The organism is Streptomyces sp. NPDC088812, assembly GCF_044750285.1.
Taxonomy (GTDB): domain Bacteria; phylum Actinomycetota; class Actinomycetes; order Streptomycetales; family Streptomycetaceae; genus Streptomyces.
On sequence record NZ_JBIVJP010000004.1, the window covers coordinates 29984 to 55047 of the forward strand.

Consider the following 25064-nt stretch of genomic DNA (forward strand, 5'->3'; position numbering starts at 1 on the left):
AGCACAAGGGGGTGCGCATGACCGGACAGCCGGGACGGACCGGCAGAGGCGGCGGTCAGGCAGGCGCCGGAGATCTGCTCGCACTGGTACGCACGGGGCGGGCGACGACACGGGGTGCCCTCCAGCAGGCCACCGGCCTCTCCCGCGCGACGGTCGGCCAGCGGCTGGACCGCCTCTTCCGCGCGGGCTGGCTGCGCGAGGGCGCCGGCGGACCGGTCGGCTCCCCGCTGGGCGGCCGCCCCTCCATCACCCTCGAGTTCGACGACGCGCACGCCGTCGTCCTCGCCGCCGACCTGGACACCCGGCACGCGCGCGCGGCGGTGCTCTCCCTGACCGGCGAGCTCCTCGCCGAACACTCGGGCGCGCTGGCGGTCGAGGAGGGTCCGGACGTCGTCCTCGGCGAGCTGGCGCGCTGGTTCGCCGAGCTGCTGGAGAAGGCGGGCCACCGCGCGGGCGAGGTCTGCGGCATCGGCATCGCCGTCCCCGGCCCGGTCGACAGCGAGGCCGGCCGGGTCGTCCAGCCGCCGATGATGCCCGGCTGGGACGGCTACGACATACGCGGCCGCCTCGCCGGGGCGTTCACCGACCGCACGGGGGCACCCCCGGTGCCGGTCCTCGTCGACAACGACGCCAACCTCATGGCGTACGGCGAACAGCGCACCGCCCACCCGGACTGCTCGGCGTTCGTGCTGGTGAAGGTGTCGACCGGCATCGGCGCGGGGGTCGTGGTCGACGGTGCGATCTACCGGGGCGTGGACGGCGGGGCCGGCGACATCGGCCACATACGCGTCGGCACCGAGGCGCTGTGCCGCTGCGGCTCCAGGGGCTGCCTCGCGGCCGTCGCGAGCGGTGGCGCCGTGGCCCGGCGGCTGGCGGAGAGCGGGGTTCCCGCGGCGTCCGGCTCGGACGTGCGCGATCTGCTCGCCGCCGGGCACCCGGAGGCGGCCGCGCTGGCCCGGGAGGCCGGACGGCAGGTGGGCGACGTGCTGGCGACCGTCGTGACGCTGCTCAACCCCGGGGTGCTGATGATCGCCGGCGACCTGGCCGGCACCCCCTTCGTCACGGGCGTGCGCGAGCTGCTCTACCAGCGGGCGCTGCCGCGCTCCACCGCCCGGCTGGAGGTGGTGACCTCGCGACTGGGGGAGCGCGCGGGGCTGGTGGGCGCCGGGGCGCTGGTCGTGGAGTACCTGTACGCGCCGGAGCGGGTCGAGGAGCGCCTGCTGGCGATGGGCGTCTGAGACCGCGCCGTGTCGTCCGTGTTTCCGTCCCGAACCGGCGTCCGCATGGTGAAACCGGGCCATCTGTGGGAGCGTGATTCTCGCCACCCTTGAGGCACCCTTGATAGGGGTAGCGCTCAGATGAGCGGACCGTGAGCGACTGCACTTTTCCAAGGGGTGGCACTGGGTGCCACCCCTTGATCGTTCATCGACCGAACTCAAACGCGCATGAGATCCGCTCATCTGAGCGCAAACGTGGGGTGATGAGCGTGTCTGTGTTCAAGAAGTGAAAACATCGGCTGCTCAGCGCTTGCCCAGCCTTGACTTTCGATCCCGTGGCGGACGACGGGTTACAGGCGCATGACGCACAAGTGGACGTACCCAGGCGCCTTCGATCTGGGTATGTTCCTCGCCGTCAGGGCAGCCACCGCGTCCTCGAGGAGTCGAGACCCGTGTCGGAAAACAAAGATCCCCACGTAGCTCAGCCGGCAGCGAGCGTTGAGGGCGTGAAGTTCGTCTACGACTTCACCGAGGGCAACAAGGACCTCAAGGACCTCCTCGGTGGCAAGGGCGCCAACCTCGCCGAGATGACCAACCTGGGCCTGCCGGTTCCGCCCGGCTTCACCATCACCACCGAGGCCTGCAAGGTCTACCTCGACAGCGGCGAGGAGCCGGCGGCACTGCGTGACGAGGTGAGTGCGCACCTCGTCGCCCTCGAGGAGCGGATGGGCAAGAAGCTCGGCCAGGCCGACAACCCCCTGCTCGTCTCGGTCCGCTCCGGTGCCAAGTTCTCGATGCCCGGCATGATGGACACGGTCCTCAACATCGGCCTCTCCGACAAGTCGGTCCAGGGGCTGGCCGCCCAGGCGGGCGACGACCGCTTCGCCTGGGACTCCTACCGCCGTCTGATCCAGATGTTCGGCAAGACGGTCCTCGGCGTCGACGGCGAGCTCTTCGAGGAGGCCCTGGAGGCGGCGAAGGCGGCCAAGAAGGTCACCGTCGACACGGAGCTGGAGGCCGCGGACCTCAAGAAGCTGGTCACCAAGTTCAAGAAGATCGTCAAGACCGAGGCCGGGCGGGACTTCCCGCAGGACCCGCGCGAGCAGATGGACCTCGCGATCAAGGCGGTCTTCGACTCGTGGAACGGCGACCGGGCGAAGCTCTACCGGCGGCAGGAACGCATCCCGCACGACCTGGGCACCGCCGTGAACGTCTGTTCGATGGTGTTCGGCAACCTGGGCCCGGACTCCGGCACCGGCGTCGCCTTCACCCGTGACCCCGCCTCGGGCCACCAGGGCGTCTACGGCGACTACCTCCAGAACGCCCAGGGCGAGGACGTCGTCGCCGGCATCCGCAACACCGTGCCCCTGGCCGAGCTGGAGCAGATCGACAAGAAGTCCTACGACCAGCTGCTCGGCATCATGGAGACGCTGGAGAACCACTACAAGGACCTCTGCGACATCGAGTTCACGATCGAGCGCGGTCAGCTGTGGATGCTCCAGACGCGCGTGGGCAAGCGCACGGCCGGCGCCGCCTTCCGCATCGCCACCCAGCTCGTCGACCAGGGCCTGATCGACGAGACCGAGGCCCTCCAGCGGGTCAACGGCGCGCAGCTCGCGCAGCTGATGTTCCCCCGCTTCGACGAGCACGCCAAGACCGAGCAGGTCGGCCGGGGCATCGCCGCCTCGCCGGGCGCGGCGGTCGGCAAGGCGGTCTTCGACTCGTACACGGCCGTCAAGTGGTCCCGCTCCGGTGAGAAGGTCATCCTCGTCCGCCGCGAGACCAACCCCGACGACCTGGACGGCATGATCGCCGCCGAGGGCATCCTGACCTCGCGCGGCGGCAAGACCTCCCACGCTGCGGTCGTGGCCCGCGGCATGGGCAAGACCTGCGTCTGTGGCGCCGAGGAGCTGGAGGTCGACACCAAGCGCCGCCGGATGACGGTCCCGGGCGGCCACGTCGTCGAGGAGGGCGACGTCATCTCCATCGACGGCTCCACCGGCAAGGTCTACCTCGGCGAGGTCCCCGTCGTCCCGTCCCCGGTCGTCGAGTACTTCGAGGGCCGTATGCACGCCGGCGCCGACGACGCCGACGAGCTGGTCGAGGCCGTGCACCGCATCATGGCCTTCGCCGACCGCAAGCGCCGGCTGCGGGTCCGCGCGAACGCCGACAACGCCGAGGACGCGCTGCGCGCCCGCCGCTTCGGCGCCCAGGGCATCGGTCTGTGCCGCACCGAGCACATGTTCCTCGGCGACCGCCGTGAACTGGTCGAGCGACTGATCCTCGCGGACACGGAGGCCGAGCGCGAGGAGTCCCTGAAGGAGCTGCTGCCGCTCCAGAAGCGGGACTTCGTGGAGCTCTTCGAGGCGATGGACGGCCTCCCGGTCACGATCCGCCTCCTCGACCCGCCGCTGCACGAGTTCCTCCCCGACATCACGGAACTCTCGGTCCGCGTCGCCCTCGCGGAGTCCCGCCAGGAGCCGCACGAGAACGAGCTGCGCCTGCTCCAGGCGGTCCACCGCCTGCACGAGCAGAACCCGATGCTCGGCCTGCGCGGCGTCCGGCTGGGCCTGGTCATCCCCGGCCTGTTCACCATGCAGGTCCGTGCCATCGCCGAGGCGGCGGCCGAGCGCCGCAACGCCAAGGGCGACCCGCGCGCCGAGATCATGATCCCGCTCGTCGGCACCGTCCAGGAGCTGGAGATCGTCCGCGAGGAGGCCGACCAGGTCGTCGCGGAGGTCGAGGCGGCGACGGGCGTGACCCTGAAGCTGTCGATCGGCACGATGATCGAGCTGCCGCGGGCCGCGCTGACCGCCGGCCAGATCGCCGAGGCCGCGGAGTTCTTCAGCTTCGGCACGAACGACCTCACCCAGACGGTCTGGGGCTTCAGCCGCGACGACGTGGAGGCCTCCTTCTTCACCGCCTACCTGGAGAGGGGCATCTTCGGCGTCTCCCCGTTCGAGACGATCGACAAGGACGGCGTGGGCTCCCTGGTGAAGGCCGCCGCCGAAGCGGGCCGCCGCACCCGCCCCGACCTCAAGCTCGGCGTCTGCGGCGAACACGGCGGCGATCCCGAGTCCGTCCACTTCTTCCACGAGGTCGGCCTCGACTACGTCTCCTGCTCCCCCTTCCGCATCCCGGTCGCCCGCCTGGAGGCGGGCCGCGCGGCGACGCAGTCGGAGGGCAGCGACCACCGCTGACCCGGGCCCGTCCCCGACGGACCCCACCTGACCCCGGAGCCGCCGCGGTCCCCGACCCTCAGTACCGATCGCGGCGGCTCCGGCATGCAAGACGAGGGCGACACCCTGTGCGGGGGTGTCGCCCTCTGTGCACACGATGTCGTGGATGTCCGGGGCCTTCGAGGGGTTCACCATCTCCTTCGATCTCCACCAGGCCCAGATCGTCGCGGAGCAGCGCGAGTTCACCCTGTCGAGCCCGTACGACACGCTGGGGACTCCGTAGGGATCGTGGCCAGGCCGGAGACCGGCGAAGGGGGCCCGGACCACGCGGTCCGGGCCCCCTTCGGGCGTGTTCCCGGTGCTACTGCGGAGGCAGCTTGTCGAGCTGCTCCTGAATGCGGGCGATGTCCTCCTCCGCCTTCGCCAGACGGGTGCGGATCTTGTCGACCACGTTGTCCGGGGCCTTGGCAAGGAACGCCTCGTTGCCGAGCTTGCCCTCGGCCTGGGCCTTCTCCTTCTCGGCGGCGGTCAGGTCCTTCCCGAGGCGCTTGCGCTCGGCGGCCACGTCGATCGTGCCCGACAGGTCGAGCGAGACGGTGGCGCCGGCGACCGGCAGGGAGGCGGTGGCGGCGAAGCCCTCGCCCTCCGGCTGGAGGCGCAGCAGCTGGCGGATGGCCGCCTCGTGCGGAGCCAGCGCCGTGCCGTCGAGCTCCAGGCGGGCCGGGACCTTCTGACCGGGCTGAAGGCCCTGGTCCGAGCGGAACCGGCGGACCTCGGTGACGACCTGCTGGACCAGCTCGATCTCTTTTTCCGCGGCATCGTCGCGGAAACCAGAGTCCTTCGGCCACTCGGCGATGACGACCGACTCCCCGCCCGTCAGCGTGGTCCACAGGGTGTCCGTGACGAACGGGACGATCGGGTGGAGCAGCCGCAGGGTGACGTCGAGGACCTCGCCCAGGACGCGGGCCGAGACCTTGGCCTGCTCACCACCGTCGAAGAACGTCGTCTTCGACAGCTCGACGTACCAGTCGAAGACCTCGTCCCACGCGAAGTGGTACAGAGCATCCGCGAGCTTGGCGAACTGGTAGTCGTCGTAGTAGGCGTCCGCCTCGGCGACGACCTTGTTCAGCCGCGACAGGATCCAGCGGTCGGTCGCCGAGAGCTTCTCGGCCGGCGGCAGCTCGCCCTCGACCGTCGCGCCGTTCATCATCGCGAAGCGCGTCGCGTTCCAGATCTTGTTGGCGAAGTTCCGGGACGCCTGGACCCAGTCCTCACCGATCGGGACGTCGACGCCGGGGTTGGCGCCCTTGGCCAGGGTGAAGCGCAGGGCGTCCGAGCCGTACTTGTCCATCCAGTCCAGCGGGTTGACCGTGTTCCCGAACGACTTCGACATCTTCTTGCCGAACTCGTCGCGGACCATGCCGTGGAACGCGATCGTGCGGAACGGAGGCTGGCCGTCCATCGCGTACAGGCCGAACATCATCATCCGGGCGACCCAGAAGAACATCAGGTCGTAGCCGGTGACCAGGACGGAGTTCGGGTAGAACTTCTCCAGGTCCGGCGTCTGCTCCGGCCAGCCCAGCGTGGAGAACGGCCACAGGCCGGACGAGAACCACGTGTCGAGAACGTCGGTGTCCTGCGTCCAGCCCTCACCCGTGGGCGGCTCCTCGTCGGGGCCGACGCAGACCAGCTCGCCGTTCGGGCCGTGCCAGACCGGGATGCGGTGGCCCCACCACAGCTGGCGCGAGATGCACCAGTCGTTGAGGTTGTCGACCCAGTCGAAGTAGCGCTGCAACATGTCGGTCGGGTGGATGCCGACCCGACCGTCGCGAACCGCGTCGCCGGCCGCCTTGGCGAGGGTCTCGACCTTGACCCACCACTGCATCGACAGGCGCGGCTCCAGCGTCGTCTTGCAGCGCGAGCAGTGACCCACGGAGTGGACGTACGGCCGCTTCTCGGCGACGATCCGGCCCTCGGCGCGCAGGGCGGCGACGATCGCGGAGCGCGCCTCGAAGCGGTCCAGGCCGAGGAAGGGGCCGTGGACGGTGATGATGCCGCGCTCGTCGAGGACCTCGGCGGATTCGAGGTCGTGGCGCTGCCCGATGGCGAAGTCGTTCGGGTCGTGCGCCGGGGTCACCTTGACGGCGCCAGTGCCGAACTCCGGGTCGACGTGCGTGTCGGCGACGACCGGGATGGTCCGGTCGGTCAGCGGCAGCTTGATCTGCTTCCCGATCAGGTGGGCGTAGCGCTCGTCGTCGGGGTGGACGGCGACGGCGGTGTCACCGAGCATCGTCTCGGCACGGGTGGTGGCGACGACGATCGTGTCCTCGCCCTCGCCGTACTTCATGGAGACGAGCTCGCCGTCGTCGTCCTGGTAGTCCACCTCGATGTCGGAGATGGCCGTGAGGCAGCGGGGGCACCAGTTGATGATGCGCTCGGCGCGGTAGATCAGCTCGTCGTCGTAGAGCTTCTTGAAGATGGTCTGGACGGCACGGGACAGGCCCTCGTCCATGGTGAAGCGGTCCCGGCTCCAGGCCAGGCCCTCGCCGAGGCGCTGCATCTGGCCGGCGATCTGCCCGCCGGACTCGTGCTTCCACTCCCAGACGCGCTCGACGAAGGCTTCGCGGCCCAGGTCGTGGCGGGACTTGCCCTCCTTGGCGAGCTCACGCTCGACGACGTTCTGGGTGGCGATACCGGCGTGGTCCATGCCGGGCTGCCACAGCGTCTCGTAGCCCTGCATGCGCTTGCGCCGGGTGAGGGCGTCGATCAGCGTGTGCTCGAAGGCGTGGCCGAGGTGGAGGGATCCGGTGACGTTCGGCGGCGGGATGACGATGGTGTACGCAGGCTTCTCGCTCTTCGCGTCGGCCTCGAAGTACCCGCGCTTCACCCAACGCTCGTACAGCGGCCCCTCTACCTCGGCCGGCGCGTACTGGGTCGGCAGTTCGGGGGCGCTGTTCGGCCCGTTGTCGGGGCGCTGAGTGTTGTCGGTCACGACGGCCATTCTAGGCCCGCCGCATTTTCGCCCTCGGCTGACTCTCTCCGGGCGAGCGGGCTGCTGCCGGTACGTGGAGATGGCCGCACGGAGGAGATTCAAGTATGACCAAGAACACTTCCGTGCGGCCGATCTCATCGCACCCCGCCCGGCCGGCAACTTGGTGCGGGGAGACGACCATCCTCGTGCGGGGGAGGGGCCAGGCTTCGGCGATCAGTTCTTGTACGAGCAGTCGGCGCATTGCTCGTTCGGCTGCGCACCGCGCGCGGCTGGACCCCACAGCGAGTGGCCGACGAGTACAACGCCCTCGAGGGGCGCGCGGCCAGGACCGGAAAAGAGAGCGGGCGTTACGAGCGCGAGGCGCGTATCCCGGTCCCGTGCACCCGGAATTACCTGGCACGGCTGTTCGGCGTCGATGTCGCCCCTGTGGCAGCGGGCGACGTCCTCGGCATCGGACGCGGACCTGCCCGCATCTCGCTCAGCGCCCGCTTCACCCTGGAGAAGGCCCCGGCCCTCCTGGGGGGGGAGTTCGGCCGTGTGGAGACGATCGGACTGCCCGGCACCGTCACGGTCCGCGATCCCGAGCCGGTCATCGCGCACATGGCCTCGTACCGGGCGTGGGCGGACCGGCACGATGTGCCTTTCGAGGCCACGATCGAGCGGGCCCGCACGGTCCTCGTCGATCACCTCGCCCGGTACGGGACCTTCGAGGTCACCTGCCTGGGCGGCAAGCTCGTCTGTCGTCGCTGAGGGCCGACTCGTCCCGTCGGCGTCGGCATCGTCATGCCGGCGGGAGAGGGGTGGCGGCCGGGCGGCCTGCCGTCGGGTTGCGGGACCGCCCGGCCCTGCTCTAGAGCGGCACCCCCACCCCCGTGAACGTCGTCTCCGGGGTCTGGGGGCTGGTGAAGCGGGCGTTGACGACGTAGAGGCGGTTGTGGTGGTGGGCGGCTGTGGTGGGGACGTCGAAGTGGGGGGAGGTGATCGTGCGGGTGAGGGTGGCGGAGGTGGCCGTCCGGTCGAGGGTCCAGGCGGTGATCTTGTTCAGGCGGTTCTGTACGACGTACAGGGTGCGGCCGATGCGCAGGAGGCCGTCGCCGTTGGTGACGTCGGTCGCGCCGGTCAGGGTGATCCTGGTGGCGTGGCCGGTCCGGATGCTCACCCGGTACAGCTGTCCCGCGTTGACGACGATCAGGCCGTGGCCGTCGGGGGTGGCGACGAGGCCGTTGGCGCTGTTGGTCCCGGCGGGTGCCTGGACCCATGCGCCGGTGAGGGGGAGCGCGCGCACCGCGCCGTCGCGGCCGCGCGGGACGCCGTACAGGACGGCGTCGCGGGAGTCGGTGAACCAGGCGCGGTCCCGGTGCAGGACGACGTCGTTGATGAACGGGGCCGCGTTGCGGGTGAGCTGGTGGGTGGCGAGCAGCTCGCCCGAGCGGGAGTCGATGATCCTCGCGGTTCCGCCGGCGCCGCCGCTGACGTACAGCAGGCCGTCGTCGTCCAGCTTCAGGCCGATGGCCGCGAGGCCGGTGCCGCCCGCGTGGAGCACGGTGCCCTCGCCGGTGCGCAGGTCGGTGCGGTAGACGCCGCCGTGGGCGCGGGAGCCCAGGTAGGCGTACGGCCTGCTGCCGATGGTGATGCCCTCCGGGAGCCAGCCGTCGGGGAGCGGGAACACCGTCGGCCAGGTCGCCGTTCCGGTGCGGGGCGTCGCCTCGGCCGGGGCCGCAGTGGCGGTCAGGGCGAGGGCGGCCAGGGCGCCGCCGAGGACGGTGCGGCGCGAGGGGTCGGGGGTCATGTCGGTGCCTCCGGGAAGGGGTCGGGCGGCGGACTCGTCATGCGCGACTTCGCCTCCATCTTGCGTCGGCGCGACGCATGACGAGCCGCCCTTTCGCTGTCGGGTTCCTGTCAACCGTCCCGACTGTGCCGTCGACTACGCCCGGAACGGACCGGTCACCTCGTACGTGACGCCGCCCGACGAACTGCCCGACGTGCCGCGCTGGCTGGAGAAGTACAGGCGGGTGCCGTCGGGGGAGAAGGCCGGGCCGGTGATCTCCGACGCCGACTGGCCGTCGATGCGGAGGAACGGGGCGACCACGTCGTCCGGGGTGATCACGCAGATCTCCATGTTCCCGCCGTCCTCCGCCACGAACAGGTCGCCGGAGGCGGCGCCGGTGACGTTGTCGACGCCGGTCAGGGGGGCCGTGCCGGACGTCACCAGGGAGTCGTCGTAGGCGAGGTCGATCGTCTGCGCCGCCGCGTCGTACCGCCAGACGCGGTTGTCGCCCTTCGTCGTGAACCAGCACGTGCCGTCCGCGTAGTGGCAGCCTTCGCCGCCGTTGAAGCGCTTGGCGCCGGAGACCTGGTTACGGGTCGCGGCGGCGCCGGTGGGGTCCGGGACCGGGGACCAGGTCACCGGGCCGCTCGTCGCGCTCCCCGCCACCAGCACCTCCAGCGTGCCGGCCGACAGGTCGCCCCACGTCGTCGGGCGGAAGCGGTAGAAGCAGCCGTCGGTGACGTCCTCGGTGAGGTAGACGACCCCGCGGACCGGGTCGGCGGCCGCCGCCTCGTGCTTGAAGCGGCCCATCGCGTCCCGGCGCACCGCCGCCTTCACGCCCCAGGGGTCGGTCTCGTAGACGTAGCCGCGGTCGACCTCCTCGCAGGACAGCCAGGTGTTCCACGGCGTCTTCCCGCCCGCGCAGTTGGTGCGGGTGCCGGAGAGGATGCGGTACGCGCCGGTCACCGTGCCCGACGACGAGAACGTCACCGCGCTCGCGCCGCCCGAGGGGTTGATCTCCGAGTTGGAGACGTAGATCCAGCCGGTGCCGTCCGCGTAGCAGGCGCCGCCGTCGGGCGCGTCGTGCCAGGTGTACGACGTGCCGGTCACCGTCTGCCCGGAGCGGGCGATCACCCGGCTGGTGAAGCCGCTCGGGAGGCGGATGCCGTTGGTGTCCGGTGCGCCGAGCGCCCCGTACGGTCCGGTGCCGGGCTGGGCCGGTGCGGCGTACGCGGCGCCGCGCCAGAGGGTTCCGCCGAGCACGGCGGACCCGCCGATGACGGCCGCACGCAGGAGGGTACGACGTTCCACGCTCACTCCCAGGGGGTGTCGTGACCGCCCCGCCGCCGGCCGGCCGCGGGGTCGTGCGGTCAGGGAGGCTAGGAGGGTGGGGTGGCCGTGTCGTGCACACGTCGTAACGGGGGAGTGCCCGGGGCGAGGACAGCGGTGTCCGGCCATCGGGTCATGCGGCCATGCGGCCATCGGGCCGTGCGGCCATGCGGCCGTGCGGCCATGCGGCCATGCGGCCATCGGGCCGTGCGGCCGTGCGGCCATGCGGTCATCGGGCCATCGGGCCATCGGGCCATGCGGCCATGCGGCCATCGGGCCGTGCGGCCGTGCGGCCATGCGGTCATCGGGCCATCGGGCCATCGGGCCATGCGGCCATGCGGTCATCGGGCCATGCGGCCATGCGGCCATTCCGGCGATCCGGCGATCTGGCGATCTGGCGATCCGGCGATCCGGCCATCCGGCCATCCGGCCATCCGGCCATGCGGCCATCCGGCCATCCGGCCATGCGGCCATCGGGCCATGCGGCCATCCGGCCACCAGGCCACCGGGCCACCGGGCCACCGGGTCGTGGGGCCAGCGGGTCGTGAGGTGCCGCGGTGGCCCCGTCACAGGCCGGTTCGGTGAACCGGACCGGCCCGGGTGCCGTCGCGGCGGTCGGGGAGACCGCCGGGACCGCGCCCGGGCCGGTGGTGAGGCGGGGGACGGCCGTCAGGCCGCCCGCACCTCGTAGGTGGTGATGCGGACCGTGTCGTCGTCCAGGCACCGCCCGCTCCGCAGGTCGAAGCGCTGCTTGAGCAGGGGCGAGGCGACGAACGGGCTGCCCTGCTGGGCGCCCAGCAGGCCGCGGGAGAGGACCGCCGCGCCGCCGAACGGGTCGCGGTTGTCGACGGCGTACAGCTCGCCCTTGCGGTCGCGGAACAGGGCGACCTGGCGGCCGTCCGGCAGCAGGGCGGCCACGCCCCGGCCGGGGACGAGCTGGTGCAGGTCGCAGACGGTGAACCAGTCGCCTGCCGGGGAGTCCAGCTTCAGCTGGACCTTCAGGTCGGTCGTCTCGGGTGCCAGGGTCATCGCTGGGCGCTTCCTTCCAGGACGTCTTCCGTGGGACGCATGCCGATGGAGAGCAGCGGCAGGTCGGGCTTGATCTGGTCGCGCTCGGGGACGAAGCCGACGACCGGGTCCGGGGTGTCGGGCGCGTTCACGAAGGACACGAACCGGGCCAGCTTCTCGGGGTCGTTGATGGTGGTGGCCCACTCGTCCGCGTAGTGCGCGACGTGCGCCGCCATCAGGGACTCCAGCTCCTCGCAGATGCCGAGGGAGTCCTCCACGACCACGTCCCGGACGTGGTCCAGGCCGCCGGGGATCCGCTCCAGCCAGGTGGAGGTGCGCTCCAGGCGGTCGGCGGTGCGGATGTAGAACATCAGGAACCGGTCGATCAGGCGGATCAGCTCGGCGTCGGACAGGTCCTGGGCGAGCAGGTCCGCGTGGCGCGGGGTGGCGCCGCCGTTGCCGGCGACGTACAGGTTCCAGCCGTTGGCCGTGGCGATCACGCCGAAGTCCTTCGACTGGGCCTCCGCGCACTCGCGCTGGCAGCCGGAGACCGCCGACTTCAGCTTGTGCGGGGAGCGCAGGCCCCGGTAGCGCAGCTCCAGGTCGATCGCCATGCGGACGGAGTCCTGGACGCCGTAGCGGCACCAGGTCTGTCCGACGCAGGACTTCACCGTGCGCAGGGACTTGCCGTAGGCATGGCCGGACTCGAAGCCGGCGTCGACCAGCCGGGTCCAGATCAGCGGGAGCTGTTCGACGCGGGCGCCGAACATGTCGATCCGCTGACCGCCGGTGATCTTCGTGTAGAGGCCGAAGTCGCGGGCGATCTCGCCGATCACGATCAGGCCCTCGGGGGTGATCTCGCCGCCGGGGATGCGCGGGACGACCGAGTACGAGCCGTTCTTCTGGAGGTTGGCGAGGAAGTGGTCGTTGGTCTCCTGGAGGGCCGCCTGCTCGCCGTCGAGGACGTAGCCGCTCGCGCCGATCGTCGGGGCGAGGGAGGCGATGATCGAGGCGACCGCGGGCTTGCAGATCTCGCAGCCGTCGCCGCCCCGGGCGTCCTCGCGGCCGTAGCGGTCGAGGAGGTCCTGGTAGGTGTTGATGCGCAGGGCGAGGACGATCTCGTAGAGCTCCTCGCGGGTCTGCGAGAAGCAGGCGCACAGGCCCTTGTCGACCACGACGCCGCTCGCCTCCAGCTCGGCGGTGACGAGCTGGCCGAGGACCTTGACGCAGGAGCCGCAGCCGGTGCCGGCCTTGGTGCACTTCTTCACCTCGGGCACGGTCGTGCACTGGTGGTCGGTGACCGCGCCGCGGATCGTGCCCTTGGAGACGTTGTGGCAGGAGCAGATGATCGCGTCGTCGGGGAGGGCGGACGGGCCGAGCTGGACCGGGGCGCCGGCGCCGGCGGGCAGGACCAGCGCCTCGGGCGAGACCGGCGGGACCGAGCCGGTGAACGCGCGCAGCGTGCCGTACGCCTCCGCGTCGCCGACCAGGATGCCGCCGAGCAGCGTGCCGTCGCGGCCGATGACCAGCTTCTTGTACAGGCCCGAGCGGGAGTCGGAGTAGACGACGTCGAGGCAGTCCTCGGTGGTGCCGTGCGCGTCGCCGAAGGAGGCCACGTCCACGCCGAGCAGCTTCAGCTTGGTGGAGAGGTCGGCGCCGGTGAAGGACAACTGGTCCGTCTCGTCGGCGGCGATCGTCGCGGCGGCCGTCTCGGCCTGCTCGTACCCGGGGGCGACCAGGCCGTACACCCGGCCGTCGGCGGCGAGCGCGCACTCGCCGATCGCGAACACGTGCGGGTCGGCGACCGTGCGGCACTGCTCGTCGACGCTGATGCCGCCGCGCTCGCCGACCGTCAGACCGCAGTCGCGGGCCAGCTGGTCGCGGGGGCGGACACCGGCGCTGAACACCACCAGGTCGGTGGCGAGTTCGGAGCCGTCGGACAGCTTCATGCCGGTGACCGCGCCGGACTCGTCGACGACGATCTCCTGCGTGCCCACGCCGGTGTGCACGGACAGGCCCATGTCCTCGATGGTGCGCAGCAGCGCGGCGCCGCCGCCCTCGTCGACCTGGACGGGCATCAGACGGGGCGCGAACTCCACGATGTGGCTGGTGAGTCCGAGGCCCTTCAGCGCGCCCGCGGCCTCGAGGCCGAGCAGACCGCCGCCGACCACCGCACCGGTCGTCGCCGTCTTGGCGTACTCCTCGATGGCGAGGAGGTCCTCGATCGTGCGGTAGACGAAACAGCCCTGGGCGTCCTTGTGGGGGACCGGCGGGACGAAGGGGTAGGAGCCGGTGGCGAGGACGAGGGTGTCGTACTCGAAGACCTGGCCGGACCGGGCCGTGACCTTCTTCGCCGCACGGTCGACCGTCTCCGCCGGGTCGCCCACGTACAGCTCGATGCCGTGCTGCTCGATGAACGCCATGTCGGTCATGGAGAGGTCCTCGGGGGTCTTCCCCGAGAAGTACGAGGTGAGCTGGACGCGGTCGTACGCGGGGCGAGGCTCCTCGCACAGCACGACCACGCGGTGCGTGGCGGTCAGGCCGCGTTCGGCGAGCGCTTCGAGGAAGCGCTGGCCGACCATGCCGTGGCCGACGAGCACGATCGTGGGGCGGGGGCCGGTCCCCACAGGTGCGGTCGTGGTCGTGGACATCAGGAGCCTCCATCGTTGGTGAGCAGGTGGAGCAGAGGAGCGCCGTTGCGCGGGAGCGGCTCTGCTCCCTCCCAGGCGCGCGCGAGCGCGCCGACGGTGCCGAGTTCGCCGACGAGGACCCCGCCGACCAGGCGGTCGTCGCGGACGACGACCTTGCGGTAGGTGCCGCGGGTGGCGTCGGCGAGCTGGACGACGTCGTCGCCGGGGCGTGCCTCGGTCTCGCCGAACGCGGCGAGGTCGAAGGCGGTGGTGCCGTTGAGCGTGAGGCGGGTCAGGGAACGGGTGCCGGTGTAGCGGGCGCCGGCGTTTCCGGCGGTGCCCGCGAGCAGCTCGGCCAGTACGTCGGCCTGTTCCAGGGCGGGGGCGGCGAGGCCGTAGACGTTCCCGTCGTGCTGGGCGCAGTCGCCGATCGCCCGGATGTGCGGGTCGGAGGTGCGCAGTTCGTCGTCGACGAGGACGCCCTTGTGGACGGCGAGCCCGGCCGTCTTGGCGAGGCCGGCGCGCGGGTGGACCCCGCAGGCCAGCACCACCAGGTCGGCGTCGAGGGCGTAGCCGTCGGCCATCTCCACCGAGCGGACCGCGCCGCCGACGCAGCGCACGTCGCGCACCCGGCACTCGGTGTGCACCTCGACGCCGAGGTCCTTCAGGTGCCGCAGGACGAGCTTCGAGGCACCCGGGTCGAGCTGGCGCTCCATCAGCCGCTCGGACTGCTGGGCGAGGACGACCTGGGCGCCGCGCACGGCGAGCGCGCGGGCCGCGGAGACCCCGAGGAGTCCGCCGCCGATGACGACGGCCCGCACACCCGGCCGGACCGCCTTGGACAGGCCCAGGCAGTCGTCCATGGTCCGGAACGCGTGCACCCCCTCGGGCAGGACGTGGTCCGGGGTGAACAGGCCGCGCAGCGGCGGCAGCACCGGGTTGGAGCCGGTCGCCAGCACCAGCGTGTCGTATGCGATCTCCGAGCCGTCCGCGCAGGCGACGGCGCGCCGTTCGCGGTCGATGCCGGTGACGCGGGCGCGCACCAGTTCGGCGGGCGCGGGCAGCGCGATCACCTCGGGGGCGTACCGTCCGGCCAGCACCTCGGCGAGCAGGACCCGGTTGTACGGGACGTGCTCCTCCTCGCCGATCAGCAGGGCGGGCGTGCCGAGCTCACCGAGCCGCCGGGCGAGCCGTACGCCCGCGAGGCCGGCGCCGATCACCACCACACGCGAATTCGAGGTCATGCCGTCGAGCGTGCGGTGCGGACGTTACCCGACCGCATCACGGTTGTTTCCCGCGAGGAACGCTGCCCTCAGCGGGGACGGCGGACGGGTGTGAGGGTTTTCGGCGGGCGGCGCCGGGCGGCGGTGAGGACAAGGGACGCGGGCCCGTCGGGCGGGTCCGCAACCTCAGGACCTGCTCAGATCGGTGGACGGGACATGTATCCGGCCCCGTAGGGTCGCGTCCATGCCCGACATATCCATGACCATGGTGGCCGTCCTCTGTCTCGCCGCCCTCGCGGCCGGCTGGATCGACGCCGTGGTCGGCGGCGGCGGGCTCCTGCTGCTCCCGGCGCTCCTGCTCGGCCTGCCGGCCGGCAGCCCGGCCGCGCACGCGCTCGGCACCAACAAGGCGGTGGCCATCGTCGGCACCGCCGGGGCGGCGGTCACGTACGCCCGCCGGGCGCCGGTCGACGTGGGCCTGGCTGTCCGGATCGGGCTCGCCGCGCTCGCCGGGTCGTCGGCGGGGGCGTTCTTCGCGGCGGGGATGAGCACCGACGTGCTCAAGCCGGTCATCATGGTGGTGCTGCTGGGGGTGGCCGCCTTCGTCATCCTGCGCCCCGCGTTCGGCACGGCACCCGCGACCGGACCGGCCGGACCGCGCCGGGTCCTCGCCGCGATCGGCCTCGCGGGCCTCGGCATCGGCTTCTACGACGGTCTCGTCGGCCCCGGCACCGGCACCTTCCTCGTCCTCGCGCTGACCGCCGTGCTCCACCACGACCTGGTGACCGCCTCCGCCACCGCCAAGATCGTCAACTGCTGCACCAACGCCGGCGCCCTCGCGATGTTCGCCTGGCAGGGGGCCGTGCTGTGGCAACTGGCGGGACTGATGGCCGTGTTCAACCTCGCGGGCGGCATGCTGGGGGCCCGGACGGCGCTGAAGAAGGGCAGCGGGTTCGTGCGCGTAGTGCTGCTGACGGTGGTGTTCGCACTGGTGGCGAACCTGGCGTACGAGCAGTGGGGGGCGTGACGCGCACGCCGGGCGCTCCTCCGGCCCTCCCGGCAACTGCGGACGCCCGCACGGCAGTTCGCAGTCGGGCGCCTCTCCGGCACTCCGCCGTCGGGCGCCTCTCGGGCACTCCGCTGCCGGGTGCCTCTCGGGCGCCCCTGGCCGTGGACGCCCTCCGGCACTCCGCCGCCGGGGCTCCTCCGGCACTCCGCCGCCGGGTGCCTTTCCGGCGCCCTTGGCCGTGGATGCCCTCCGCTACCGGGCCGCCGGGTGCTCCTCCGGCACTCCGCCGCCGGGTGCTCCTCCGGTTCCCGCCGCCGGGCGCCCCTCGGTCAGCCCGCGCGGCTGTCCGTCAGGTGGGCGAAGACCACCACGTTCGCCTGGTAGCCGGTGGTGCGGGAGTAGCCGCCGCCGCAGGTGATGACGCGCAGTTCCGGGCGCTTCGCCGCGCCGTACACCGTCGTGTCGGGGAAGTCGCGCGCGTCGTACATCTCGACCGCGTCCACGGTGAACACCGCGACCGTGCCGTCGCGCCGGTCCACCTCGATGGTGGCGCCCCGCTCCAGGGCGCCGAGGTCGTAGAAGACGGCGGGGCCGTCGGCGGTGTCGACGTGGCCGGCGACGATCGCGGTGCCGGTCTCGCCGGGGGTGGTGCCGGACTCGTACCAGCCGGCGAGGTTGTCGTCCTCGGCGGGCGGTACGTCGAGGCTGCCGGACGCGGTCAGTCCCAGGCCCGTGAGGGGGGCGTCGACGCGCAGGGACGGGATGCGGACGCGGTCGGGCGGGGAGGGCGGCAGCGGGGGAGCGGGAGCGGGAGCGGGCGCGGGCGTGGAGTGCGGGTCGGCGCGGTCCGGGTGGGCCTGGGCCGCGGACGGCCGCGGCGGGGCGTGGGTGCCGGCGCCGCTGTGCAGCAGCCACGCACCCGAGCAGAGGGCGACCGCGGTGACGGCCGCTATCGCGGAGTTGCCGACCCTGCGCATGCGAAGCACTCCTCTCGTGGACGGAGGCCCCCGTGCCCCCTCCGGGCCGCGAGGGGCGTCGGACCCGGAGGGGGAGGGGACATGCGGTACCGGCCGACGGACAGCGGAGGGTGTCCGTCAGATCCCGTCGCCTCTCGCCCGGCGATGCAGGAGCCAGGTACCGCCCGCGGCGGCGACGGCGAGAGCCGCCACACCGGCCGCGGTCTGCACGGGATCGGGGCCCAGTGCGCCGCCGACCCCCGTCTTCACGCTTCCCCGCGGATACACCTGCTGCGGCACGGCCGTCAGCGTCACCACCAGGTCGCCGGTGACCTTCCGTCCGTCCGCGGCGCACTCCGCGACGATCTCGTACGTGCCCGGCTGCGCGCTCGGCGGCACCCGGAACCGCCCGACCGCCTCGCTCTCCCGTGCGCCGGGCGCCAGCGTGAAGCGCCCGGCGCCCACCGCGCCGGCGTCGCCCGCCGCCGTCGGGGGGGATCCGCACGCCGCCGTCTCCACGGTGACCTCGTCGCCCGGCACCACGCTGGAGGGAGACACCTCCAGCCGGCCGGTGCCGCTGCCGGCGGCCCAGGCGGGCGCGGCGACGGCGCCCGCGGCGGCCACGGCGAACACGCTGCCGGTCAGCAGACGGACGGCGGTACGTCGCATCGGTGCTCCTCCGAGCTCGTCCAGGGCACGCCCGGCGGCATCCCCATGTGCCGCTGCGTCGGTCGCGTCCCTGCCCTTACGAGGTAAGTCCCGGTGGCGCGAACGCGCTTGTCGAGAGGGCGTCGGCGATGAGGTGAACGGGGGGCGGGACGGGCGACCGCCGGTGCGTTCGGGCAGGTCACCGCCGTGCGGTAGGTGTCTCGCGGAAAACCGCGGGACGAGGGTGTGAACGGGTGACCGGCCCCACCGCACGGCCCCACCGCACGGCCCCGCCGCGGCCCCCTGCCCTCCCCGGCCGGGAGCGGGGAGGGCGGTTCCACAACGCTCACGGAAACGACTCCGTCCTCTCACTCCCCCCGCACGTGAGCGCTATGGACATGACATATCCGCGGCCTCTTGAATCTCAGGACCACGTCAACGCCCCCCACCCCCCCCACACATCCCCCCACGCGCCCCTGGCGCCTTCCTGAGGAGACCGATGCGCCGGATACGGCAGCACGCCCGAGGCTCCCGTCTCACCACCGCAGGCATCGCCGCCACCACGGCCGCCCTCCTGGCCGCCACCCTCACGCCCGCGACCGCCGCCACCACCGGCGACTTGACCGCCACCGCCCCCACCGCCGTCCCCGCCGTCCCCGCCGTCCCCGCCGCCACCGCCGGCGCGGCGGACCGCCCGGACCGGGCCACCGCGATCGGCAACGCGGCCTCGGCCCTGGCCGCGCACGCCGCGGGCCTGGGACTGACCGCCGCCCAGGGCACCTCCGTCCGGGACGTCGTCGTCGACCCGGACGGCACCCAGCACGTCCGCTACGACCGGACCTACCGCCTACTCCCCGTGCTGGGTGGGGACTTCGTGGTGCATCTCGCCCCGGACGGCACGTACCGCGGCGCGGACCGGGCGACGCGCGGCACGGTCTCCCTCTCCACCGTCACCCCCGCGCTCCCCGCCCCGAAGGCCGCCGACGCCGCCGCCGACGCCCTGCGCGCCGTCCACCTCGACGAGACCCTGAAGCAGCTCACCGCCGAGCCGCGCCTGGTCGTCGACGCCCTGCACGGCGCCCCCCGGCTGGCCTGGCGGACGGACGTCGCCGCCCTGGACGCCCTCGGCAACCCGGTCGCCCGCGCCGTGCTGACCGACGCGGCGACCGGCGCCGAGATCGACGCCTGGGACACCCTGGAGTCCGCGACGGGCGACGGGCGGTCCCTGTACGGCGGTACGGTCCCGCTGGAGACGACCCCGTCCGGCTCGGCGTACCAGCTCAAGGACCCCACCCGCGGCAACACGTACACCGGTGACGCCGCGGGCCGCACCGACCTGTGCGTCCTCGGCATCTGCGTCAGCCGCGCGCCCTCGACCGTCTTCACGGACGCCGACAACCACTGGGGCACGGGCGCGGCCACCGACCGCGCGACGGCCGCCGTCGACGCCCAGTACGGCACGGACATGACCTGGGACTACTACCAGGACGTCCACGGCCGCAACGGCATCGCGGGCGACGGCAAGGGCTCCTACAACCGCGTCCACTACGGCAACGGCTACAACAACGCCTTCTGGGACGACAGTTGCTTCTGCATGACGTACGGCGACGGTGACGGCACGCAGCTCGGCCCGCTGGTGTCGCTGGACGTGGCCGGCCACGAGATGACCCACGGCGTGACCTCCGCGACGGCGAACCTGGCCTACTCCGGCGAGTCCGGCGGCCTGAACGAGGCGACCTCCGACATCCTCGGCACGCTCGTGGAGTTCCACGCCGGCAACGCCTCCGACCCCGGCGACTACCTGATCGGCGAGAAGATCGTGCGCTCCGGCTTCGGCCGGGACGCCCTGCGCTACATGGACCGGCCGTCCAGGGACGGCAGCTCCGCCGACTACTGGAGCAGCACGGTGGCCGACCTCGACGTGCACTACTCCTCGGGCGTCGCCAACCACTTCGCGTTCCTGCTGGCGGAGGGCAGCGGCACCAGCACCGTCAACGGCGTCGGCTACGACTCGCCGTCCTTCGACGGCTCCACGGTGACGGGCATCGGCCGGGACAAGCTCGGCAGCATCTGGTACCGGGCGCTGACGGTGTACATGACGTCCTCGACGGACTACGCGGGCGCCCGCACCGCCACCCTCGCCGCGGCCCGTGACCTCTACGGCGCCGGCAGCACCGAACAGGAGGCGGTGGCGGCGGCCTGGAGCGCGGTCAACGTCACCTGACCGCCTCCGCGGACGACACGCCAAGGCCGGTGCCCCGGACGGGGTGCCGGCCTTCGCCGTGCGGCGTCCGAGGCCCGCGAGGTCTGCGGGGCCCGTGAGGTCAGGTCTGCGGGGCCCGTGAGGTGTGCGGGGCCCGTGAGGTGTGCGGGGCTCGTGAATCCCGACCCAATTGTTGCGCAAATTGTTGACGATATAGCCGACATGGATGACGCTACCAGCTCGACGCACCATCGCTCGCCCCGAGCGACGCACCCTACGAGAGGGGAACCCATGCGCTGGTCCTTCGGACGGTCACTCGTCCGTGGCAGAGCGAGAGCGGTCGCCGGCGCCTGCGCGGCCACGCTGCTCGCGGCAGTGCTGGTACCGGTCGGCGCCGCGGGGTCCGCCGCGGCCCCGCAGACCCGCCGCGTGTACACGGCGGACGGACTGGAGAAGCTGCCCGCGGTCAAGCCCGTACGGGCCTGCGCCGACGTGACCGGTCTCGACCTGGACGGGGTCACCGACGCGGCGGTCACGATCCGGTCCGCGAAGGTCGTGACCACCGGCGCGGCCGCCCCCTACTGCGAGGTGCAGGGCACCGTCGCCCCGGCGAACACCATCGTCCTGCGGCTGCCCGTCGAGGGCTGGACGCAGCGCTACGTCCAGACCGGCTGCGGCGGCCTGTGCGGCACCGCCTCCATCAACTACGGCCAGGCCTCCACCTGCCCCGTCGTCCAGGACGGCACGGTCGCCAGCGCCACCACCGACATGGGCCACCAGGGCCAGAACGACGGCTCCTGGGCCCTGGACCCGCAGGCGCAGATCGACTTCGCCTACCGGGGCGTCCACGTCACCGCCCAGGTCGCCAAGGCGGTCATCAAGCGGTTCTACGGCCAACGGCCCGCCTACTCGTACTTCACCGGCTGCTCGGACGGCGGCCGTGAGGCGCTGATGGAGGCGCAGCGCTACCCGGACGACTTCGACGGCATCGCCGCCGGAGCGCCCGCGAACAACATGGTCGTCCAGAACACCTTCCACCACGCCTGGAACGTGCTCACCAACAAGGACGAGAACGGCGACTACATCCTGCTCGCCGACAAGCTGCCCCTGATCCACCAGGCGGTGCTCGACGCCTGTGACGCGCTGGACGGCCTGACGGACGGGCTCCTCGACGACCCGCGCCGCTGCGACTTCGACCCGCGGACCCTGGTGTGCGCGTCGGGTCAGGACACCTCCACGTGTCTGACCGCGGCGCAGGCCGGCGTGGTCCAGCGGCTGCACGACGGCGCCACGGACGCGCAGGGCAACCGCCTGGAGATCGCCATCTCGCACGAGTGGGGCTCCGAGCTGGAGTGGACGCTGTTCGTCCCCACCGCCCAGGGCCAGACCGTGTCCAGCGAGAACTTCGTGACGTCCTTCGCCCGCTACCTCGCCTACACCAACGCCGCGAACCCCGACTTCCAGCTCTCCGACCTGGATTTCACGGCCGAGTCGTTCTGGAACACCGTCCAGTCCTCCTCCTACCTCTCCGCGACGGACCCCGACCTCAGCGCCTTCCGCGAGAGCGGCGGCAAGCTGCTGCTGTGGCACGGCTGGAACGACCAGCACATCTCGCCGCAGGGCACGCTGGCCTACTACGACGCGATGCGCGAGACGATGGGCGCGAGCACGGTCGACCGGTTCGCCGAGCTGTACATGTTCCCCGGAGTGGCGCACTGCGGCGGCGGTGACGGCCCCAACACCTTCGACGTCCTCACGCCGGTCATGGCCTGGGCGGAGAGCGCCACCCGGCCCGGGAAGATCGTCGCGTCCAACGTCTCCGACGGAACCGTGACGCGCACCCGCCCGGTGTACCCCTACCCCCAGGTCGCGCGCTACGACGGCACGGGAAGCGTCGACGACGCCGCCAACTTCGTCGCGTACACGCCGTCGACCCGCGGCGACGCCGCGACCGCGGCCGACGACTACGACTGGCTCGGCGCCCGCCTCTACTCCCACGGCTACCAGACCTGGTGCCGGGTGGTCGACGGCAAGCTGGAGTGCCGCCCGAGCCGGACCTGGCTGACGGCACGGGCGAGCGGCGCGTAGCTGCTCCGCCGAGGAGAAGAACGGACCAGGGCCGGTGTCCCCCCGTGGGACACCGGCCCTGGTCCGTGGTCCTTCCGGCCCCCTGCCGTGGTCCCGGCTGCGGCTGAGGCTACGGCTACGGCTACGGCTGTGGCTGTGGCTGTGGCCCCACGGCCTCCACCCGCACCGCGCACACCTTGAACTCCGGCATGCGTGACGTCGGGTCCAGGGCAGGGTTGGTCAGGGTGTTGGCGCGGCCCTCGCCCGGCCAGTGGAAGGGCATGAAGACGGTGTCGGGGCGGATGCCGGTGGTGATGCGGGCCGGTGCCACCGCGCGGCCCCGCCGCGAGACCACCGCCACCGGATCGCCCTCGGCCGCACCCAGCCGGTCGGCGAGCCGGGGGTGCAGTTCCACGAACGGGCCGGGCGCGGCGGCGTTCAGCTCGTCCACGCGCCGGGTCTGGGCCCCGGACTGGTACTGGGCGACGACCCGGCCGGTGGTGAGCAGGACGGGGTACTCGTCGTCGGGCTCCTCGGCGGCGGGCCGGTGCGAGACGGGCACGAAGCGGGCCCGGCCGTCCGGGGTGGCGAACCGGTCGAGGAAGAGGCGGGGCGTGCCGGGGTGGACGGCCGCCCGGGGGCCGGAGTCCCGTGCGGAGTCGTCGGCGTCCCGTGCGGAGTCGTCGGCGTCCCGTGCGGGATCGTCGGGTTCCGCGTCGAGCGAGGCGTCCTCGCAGTCGTCCGTGCCGCCGCCCGCCGGGCAGGGCCAGAACACCCCGTTCTCCTCGGCCAGCCGCCGGTAGGTGATCCCGGAGTAGTCGGCGGGCGCGCCCGCGGTGGCCCGGCGCAGTTCCTCGAAGACCTCCTCGGGGTCGGTCGGGAACCCCTTCTCCACGCCCAGCCGGGCGGCCAGCCCGTGCAGGACCTCCAGGTCGCTGCGCACGCCCTCGGGCGGGGTGACGGCCTGCCGCCGCAGCAGCACCCGCCCCTCCAGGCTGGTCGTGGTCCCGGTCTCCTCCGCCCACTGGGTCACCGGCAGGACCACGTCCGCGAGTGCCGCCGTCTCCGACAGCACGACGTCGCAGACCGCGAGGAACTCCAGCGACCTCAGCCGCTCCTCGACGTGCGCGGCGCGCGGCGCGGACACCACCGGGTTGGACCCCATCAGCAGCAGCGACCGCACCTCCGTGCCCAGCGCGTCCAGCAGCTCGTAGGCGCTGCGCCCGGGGCCGGGCAGCGAGGCCGGGTCCACGCCCCACACCCCGGCCACGTGCCGCCGCGCCGCCGGGTCGTCCAGCTTGCGGTAGCCGGGCAGCTGGTCGGCCTTCTGGCCGTGCTCGCGTCCGCCCTGCCCGTTGCCCTGGCCGGTCAGGCAGCCGTAGCCGGACAGCGGGCGTCCGGCCCGCCCGGTGGCCAGGCACAGGTTGATCCAGGCGCCCACGGTGTCGGTGCCCTTGGACTGCTGCTCGGGCCCGCGGGCCGTCAGCACCATCGCGGCCTCGGGCTCGCAGAACAGCCGTACGGTCTCCCGGAGCTGGGGGACGGACACGCCCGTGATCCGCTCCACGTACTCCGGCCAGTGGGCCATCGCCGCGGCCCGCGCGTCCTCCCAGCCGGTCGTCCGCTCCCGTACGTACTCCTCGTCGACGCGGCCCTCGGCGACCACCAGGTGCAGCAGACCGAGGGCGAGGGCGAGGTCGGTGCCGGGGCGGGGCATCAGGTGCAGGTCGGCCTGCTCGGCGGTCCTGGTGCGGCGCGGGTCGACGACGATCAGGGTGCCGCCGTTCTCCCGCAGCTCGTTGAAGAAGCGCAGCGACGGAGGCATGGTCTCGGCGAGGTTCGAGCCGACGAGGATCACGCACCCCGTCCGCGGGACGTCCTCCAGCGGGAAGGGCAGCCCGCGGTCCAGGCCGAACGCCTTCGTGCCGGCGGCCGCGGCGGACGACATGCAGAAGCGCCCGTTGTAGTCGATCTGCGAGGTGCCCAGCGCGACCCGGGCGAACTTGCCGAGCGTGTACGCCTTCTCGTTGGTCAGCCCGCCCCCGCCGAACACCCCGAGCGCGTCCGGCCCGTGGGCGGCGCGCACCCGGGACAGTTCGCCGGCGATCCGGTCGAGCGCCTCGTCCCAGGAGGCGGGCCGCAGCGTGCCGCCGGAGCGCACCAACGGGGAGGTCAGGCGGACGCTCGGGGACAGCACCTCCGGCGCCGTACGGCCCTTGCCGCACAGCGCTCCCCGGTTCACGGGGAAGTCGGTGCGCTCGACCACCTCGACGCCCCCCTGTGGCAGGGGCGACAGATTCATCCCGCACTGCAGGGCGCAGTACGGGCAGTGGGTGGGCGTCGAGGTGGTCTGCATGCGTTTCAGCGTGCTTCGGCCGTGTTACGCGTCGTGCGGCGTCCTGTTACGGCGGTGTGCTGGTGACCTCCCCGGGGGCGCCGGCCCGGCGTGAGGCGCGGGCGCCCCCGGGGACGGGGCGGGAGGGGACCGCCCCGCCGGACCGCCCCGACCAGGAAGCCGGGACGGCACGAGCCGGGCCGGGGAGCCGGGAGGGGACGGCGCGGGGAACCGGCCGGGAGGGCGCCGGGCCGGGAGCTCCGGCCCGCGGAGCCGGACCGGGACTGCAGAGGGCGGGAGAGCCCCGGAGCGGGAGTGCAGAGGGCGGGAGGGCCGGAGCGGGAGCGCAGAGGGCGGGAGGGCCGGGCCGGGGAGTCGGGGCGTGGCGGGCCGGGGAGGAAGCGGCCGCCACCACCCCCTCCCCGGCCCGGTCGGCCGGGTGGCGCGCCCCGGCCGGTCGGGTGGCGTCACCCGGCCAGCCGGGTGACGCGCCGGTCAGG

At 72.7% G+C, this 25064-nt stretch carries 14 protein-coding genes and 1 pseudogene; 6 read left to right on the forward strand and 9 right to left on the reverse strand.

Annotated features, from left to right (window positions below; genetic code table 11):
- Positions 1 to 17 precede the first annotated feature (17 nt).
- Positions 18 to 1238, forward strand: a complete 1221-nt coding sequence (locus tag ACIP67_RS08500; RefSeq protein WP_401689387.1) for an ROK family protein — start codon at positions 18 to 20, stop codon at positions 1236 to 1238.
- Positions 1239 to 1669: 431 nt separating this feature from the next.
- The gene (gene ppdK, locus ACIP67_RS08505) at positions 1670 to 4417 is read left to right on the forward strand and encodes a pyruvate, phosphate dikinase (protein ID WP_401689390.1); all 2748 of its coding nucleotides are present in this window, start codon (positions 1670 to 1672) and stop codon (positions 4415 to 4417) included.
- 340 nt (positions 4418 to 4757) lie between these two features.
- Here the strand turns inward: ppdK and ACIP67_RS08510 are convergent, their stop codons facing one another.
- Positions 4758 to 7388 carry a valine--tRNA ligase gene (locus ACIP67_RS08510; RefSeq protein WP_401689393.1) on the reverse strand — a complete coding sequence of 877 codons (2631 nt, stop codon included), beginning with the start codon at positions 7386 to 7388 and terminating at the stop codon, positions 4758 to 4760.
- Between the two features lie 429 nt (positions 7389 to 7817).
- On the opposite strand from ACIP67_RS08510, the pseudogene ACIP67_RS08515 reads away from it, so the two are divergent.
- A pseudogene (locus ACIP67_RS08515) lies at positions 7818 to 8138 on the forward strand (SAM-dependent methyltransferase); the annotation flags it as partial.
- Positions 8139 to 8238: 100 nt separating this feature from the next.
- On the opposite strand, the gene ACIP67_RS08520 reads toward ACIP67_RS08515, so the two are convergent.
- The 5 genes from ACIP67_RS08520 to ACIP67_RS08540 all read right to left on the reverse strand — a co-directional run bounded on the left by ACIP67_RS08520 (position 8239) and on the right by ACIP67_RS08540 (position 15367).
- On the reverse strand, positions 8239 to 9177 hold the full coding sequence (locus ACIP67_RS08520; RefSeq protein ID WP_401689396.1) for an SMP-30/gluconolactonase/LRE family protein: 939 nt from the start codon (positions 9175 to 9177) through the stop codon (positions 8239 to 8241).
- Between the two features lie 135 nt (positions 9178 to 9312).
- Positions 9313 to 10467 carry an alkaline phosphatase PhoX gene (locus ACIP67_RS08525; protein ID WP_401689399.1) on the reverse strand — a complete coding sequence of 385 codons (1155 nt, stop codon included), beginning with the start codon at positions 10465 to 10467 and terminating at the stop codon, positions 9313 to 9315.
- A 687-nt stretch (positions 10468 to 11154) separates the two neighbouring features.
- Complete coding sequence (gene nirD, locus ACIP67_RS08530) at positions 11155 to 11514, reverse strand: nitrite reductase small subunit NirD (protein ID WP_401689402.1); 360 nt, start codon at positions 11512 to 11514, stop codon at positions 11155 to 11157.
- Positions 11511 to 14144 carry a nitrite reductase large subunit NirB gene (nirB, locus tag ACIP67_RS08535; protein ID WP_401689405.1) on the reverse strand — a complete coding sequence of 878 codons (2634 nt, stop codon included), beginning with the start codon at positions 14142 to 14144 and terminating at the stop codon, positions 11511 to 11513. Before nirB ends, nirD begins: the two co-directional genes overlap by 4 nt.
- Positions 14144 to 15367: an NAD(P)/FAD-dependent oxidoreductase gene (locus ACIP67_RS08540; RefSeq protein WP_401689407.1), complete on the reverse strand. Its 1224-nt coding sequence runs from the start codon at positions 15365 to 15367 to the stop codon at positions 14144 to 14146. The genes nirB and ACIP67_RS08540 overlap by 1 nt, the downstream gene beginning before the upstream one ends.
- Positions 15368 to 15590: 223 nt before the next feature.
- On the opposite strand from ACIP67_RS08540, the gene ACIP67_RS08545 reads away from it, so the two are divergent.
- Positions 15591 to 16373: a sulfite exporter TauE/SafE family protein gene (locus tag ACIP67_RS08545; RefSeq protein WP_401689410.1), complete on the forward strand. Its 783-nt coding sequence runs from the start codon at positions 15591 to 15593 to the stop codon at positions 16371 to 16373.
- A gap of 311 nt (positions 16374 to 16684) precedes the next feature.
- Here the strand turns inward: ACIP67_RS08545 and ACIP67_RS08550 are convergent, their stop codons facing one another.
- Positions 16685 to 17332 (reverse strand): class F sortase, encoded by a 648-nt coding sequence (locus ACIP67_RS08550; RefSeq protein WP_401689413.1) that lies wholly within the window; start codon positions 17330 to 17332, stop codon positions 16685 to 16687.
- Positions 17333 to 17449: 117 nt separating this feature from the next.
- Positions 17450 to 17980 (reverse strand): hypothetical protein, encoded by a 531-nt coding sequence (locus ACIP67_RS08555; protein WP_389512113.1) that lies wholly within the window; start codon positions 17978 to 17980, stop codon positions 17450 to 17452.
- 478 nt (positions 17981 to 18458) lie between these two features.
- On the opposite strand from ACIP67_RS08555, the gene ACIP67_RS08560 reads away from it, so the two are divergent.
- Together ACIP67_RS08560 and ACIP67_RS08565 are read left to right on the forward strand one after the other, a co-directional pair.
- Positions 18459 to 20183: a M4 family metallopeptidase gene (locus ACIP67_RS08560; protein ID WP_401689416.1), complete on the forward strand. Its 1725-nt coding sequence runs from the start codon at positions 18459 to 18461 to the stop codon at positions 20181 to 20183.
- Between the two features lie 270 nt (positions 20184 to 20453).
- A complete protein-coding gene (locus ACIP67_RS08565) occupies positions 20454 to 22250 on the forward strand; it encodes a tannase/feruloyl esterase family alpha/beta hydrolase (protein ID WP_401689419.1) in 1797 nt (598 codons plus the stop codon).
- A 121-nt stretch (positions 22251 to 22371) separates the two neighbouring features.
- Here the strand turns inward: ACIP67_RS08565 and ACIP67_RS08570 are convergent, their stop codons facing one another.
- On the reverse strand, positions 22372 to 24585 hold the full coding sequence (locus ACIP67_RS08570) for a molybdopterin oxidoreductase family protein (RefSeq protein WP_401689422.1): 2214 nt from the start codon (positions 24583 to 24585) through the stop codon (positions 22372 to 22374).
- Positions 24586 to 25064: the final 479 nt, after the last annotated feature.

Excerpts from the sequence above, each read along its gene's own strand:
- ACIP67_RS08555 (WP_389512113.1), bottom strand. The coding sequence starts at position 17,980 with ATGCGACGTACCGCCGTCCGTCTGCTGACCGGCAGCGTGTTCGCCGTG.
- ACIP67_RS08540 (WP_401689407.1), bottom strand. The coding sequence starts at position 15,367 with ATGACCTCGAATTCGCGTGTGGTGGTGATCGGCGCCGGCCTCGCGGGC.
- ACIP67_RS08570 (WP_401689422.1), bottom strand. The coding sequence starts at position 24,585 with ATGCAGACCACCTCGACGCCCACCCACTGCCCGTACTGCGCCCTGCAG.
- ACIP67_RS08545 (WP_401689410.1), top strand. The coding sequence starts at position 15,591 with ATGCCCGACATATCCATGACCATGGTGGCCGTCCTCTGTCTCGCCGCC.
- nirB (WP_401689405.1), bottom strand. The coding sequence starts at position 14,144 with ATGTCCACGACCACGACCGCACCTGTGGGGACCGGCCCCCGCCCCACG.
- ACIP67_RS08500 (WP_401689387.1), top strand. The coding sequence starts at position 18 with ATGACCGGACAGCCGGGACGGACCGGCAGAGGCGGCGGTCAGGCAGGC.
- ACIP67_RS08550 (WP_401689413.1), bottom strand. The coding sequence starts at position 17,332 with ATGCGCAGGGTCGGCAACTCCGCGATAGCGGCCGTCACCGCGGTCGCC.
- ACIP67_RS08520 (WP_401689396.1), bottom strand. The coding sequence starts at position 9,177 with ATGACCCCCGACCCCTCGCGCCGCACCGTCCTCGGCGGCGCCCTGGCC.
- ACIP67_RS08565 (WP_401689419.1), top strand. The coding sequence starts at position 20,454 with ATGCGCTGGTCCTTCGGACGGTCACTCGTCCGTGGCAGAGCGAGAGCG.
- nirD (WP_401689402.1), bottom strand. The coding sequence starts at position 11,514 with ATGACCCTGGCACCCGAGACGACCGACCTGAAGGTCCAGCTGAAGCTG.
- ACIP67_RS08560 (WP_401689416.1), top strand. The coding sequence starts at position 18,459 with ATGCGCCGGATACGGCAGCACGCCCGAGGCTCCCGTCTCACCACCGCA.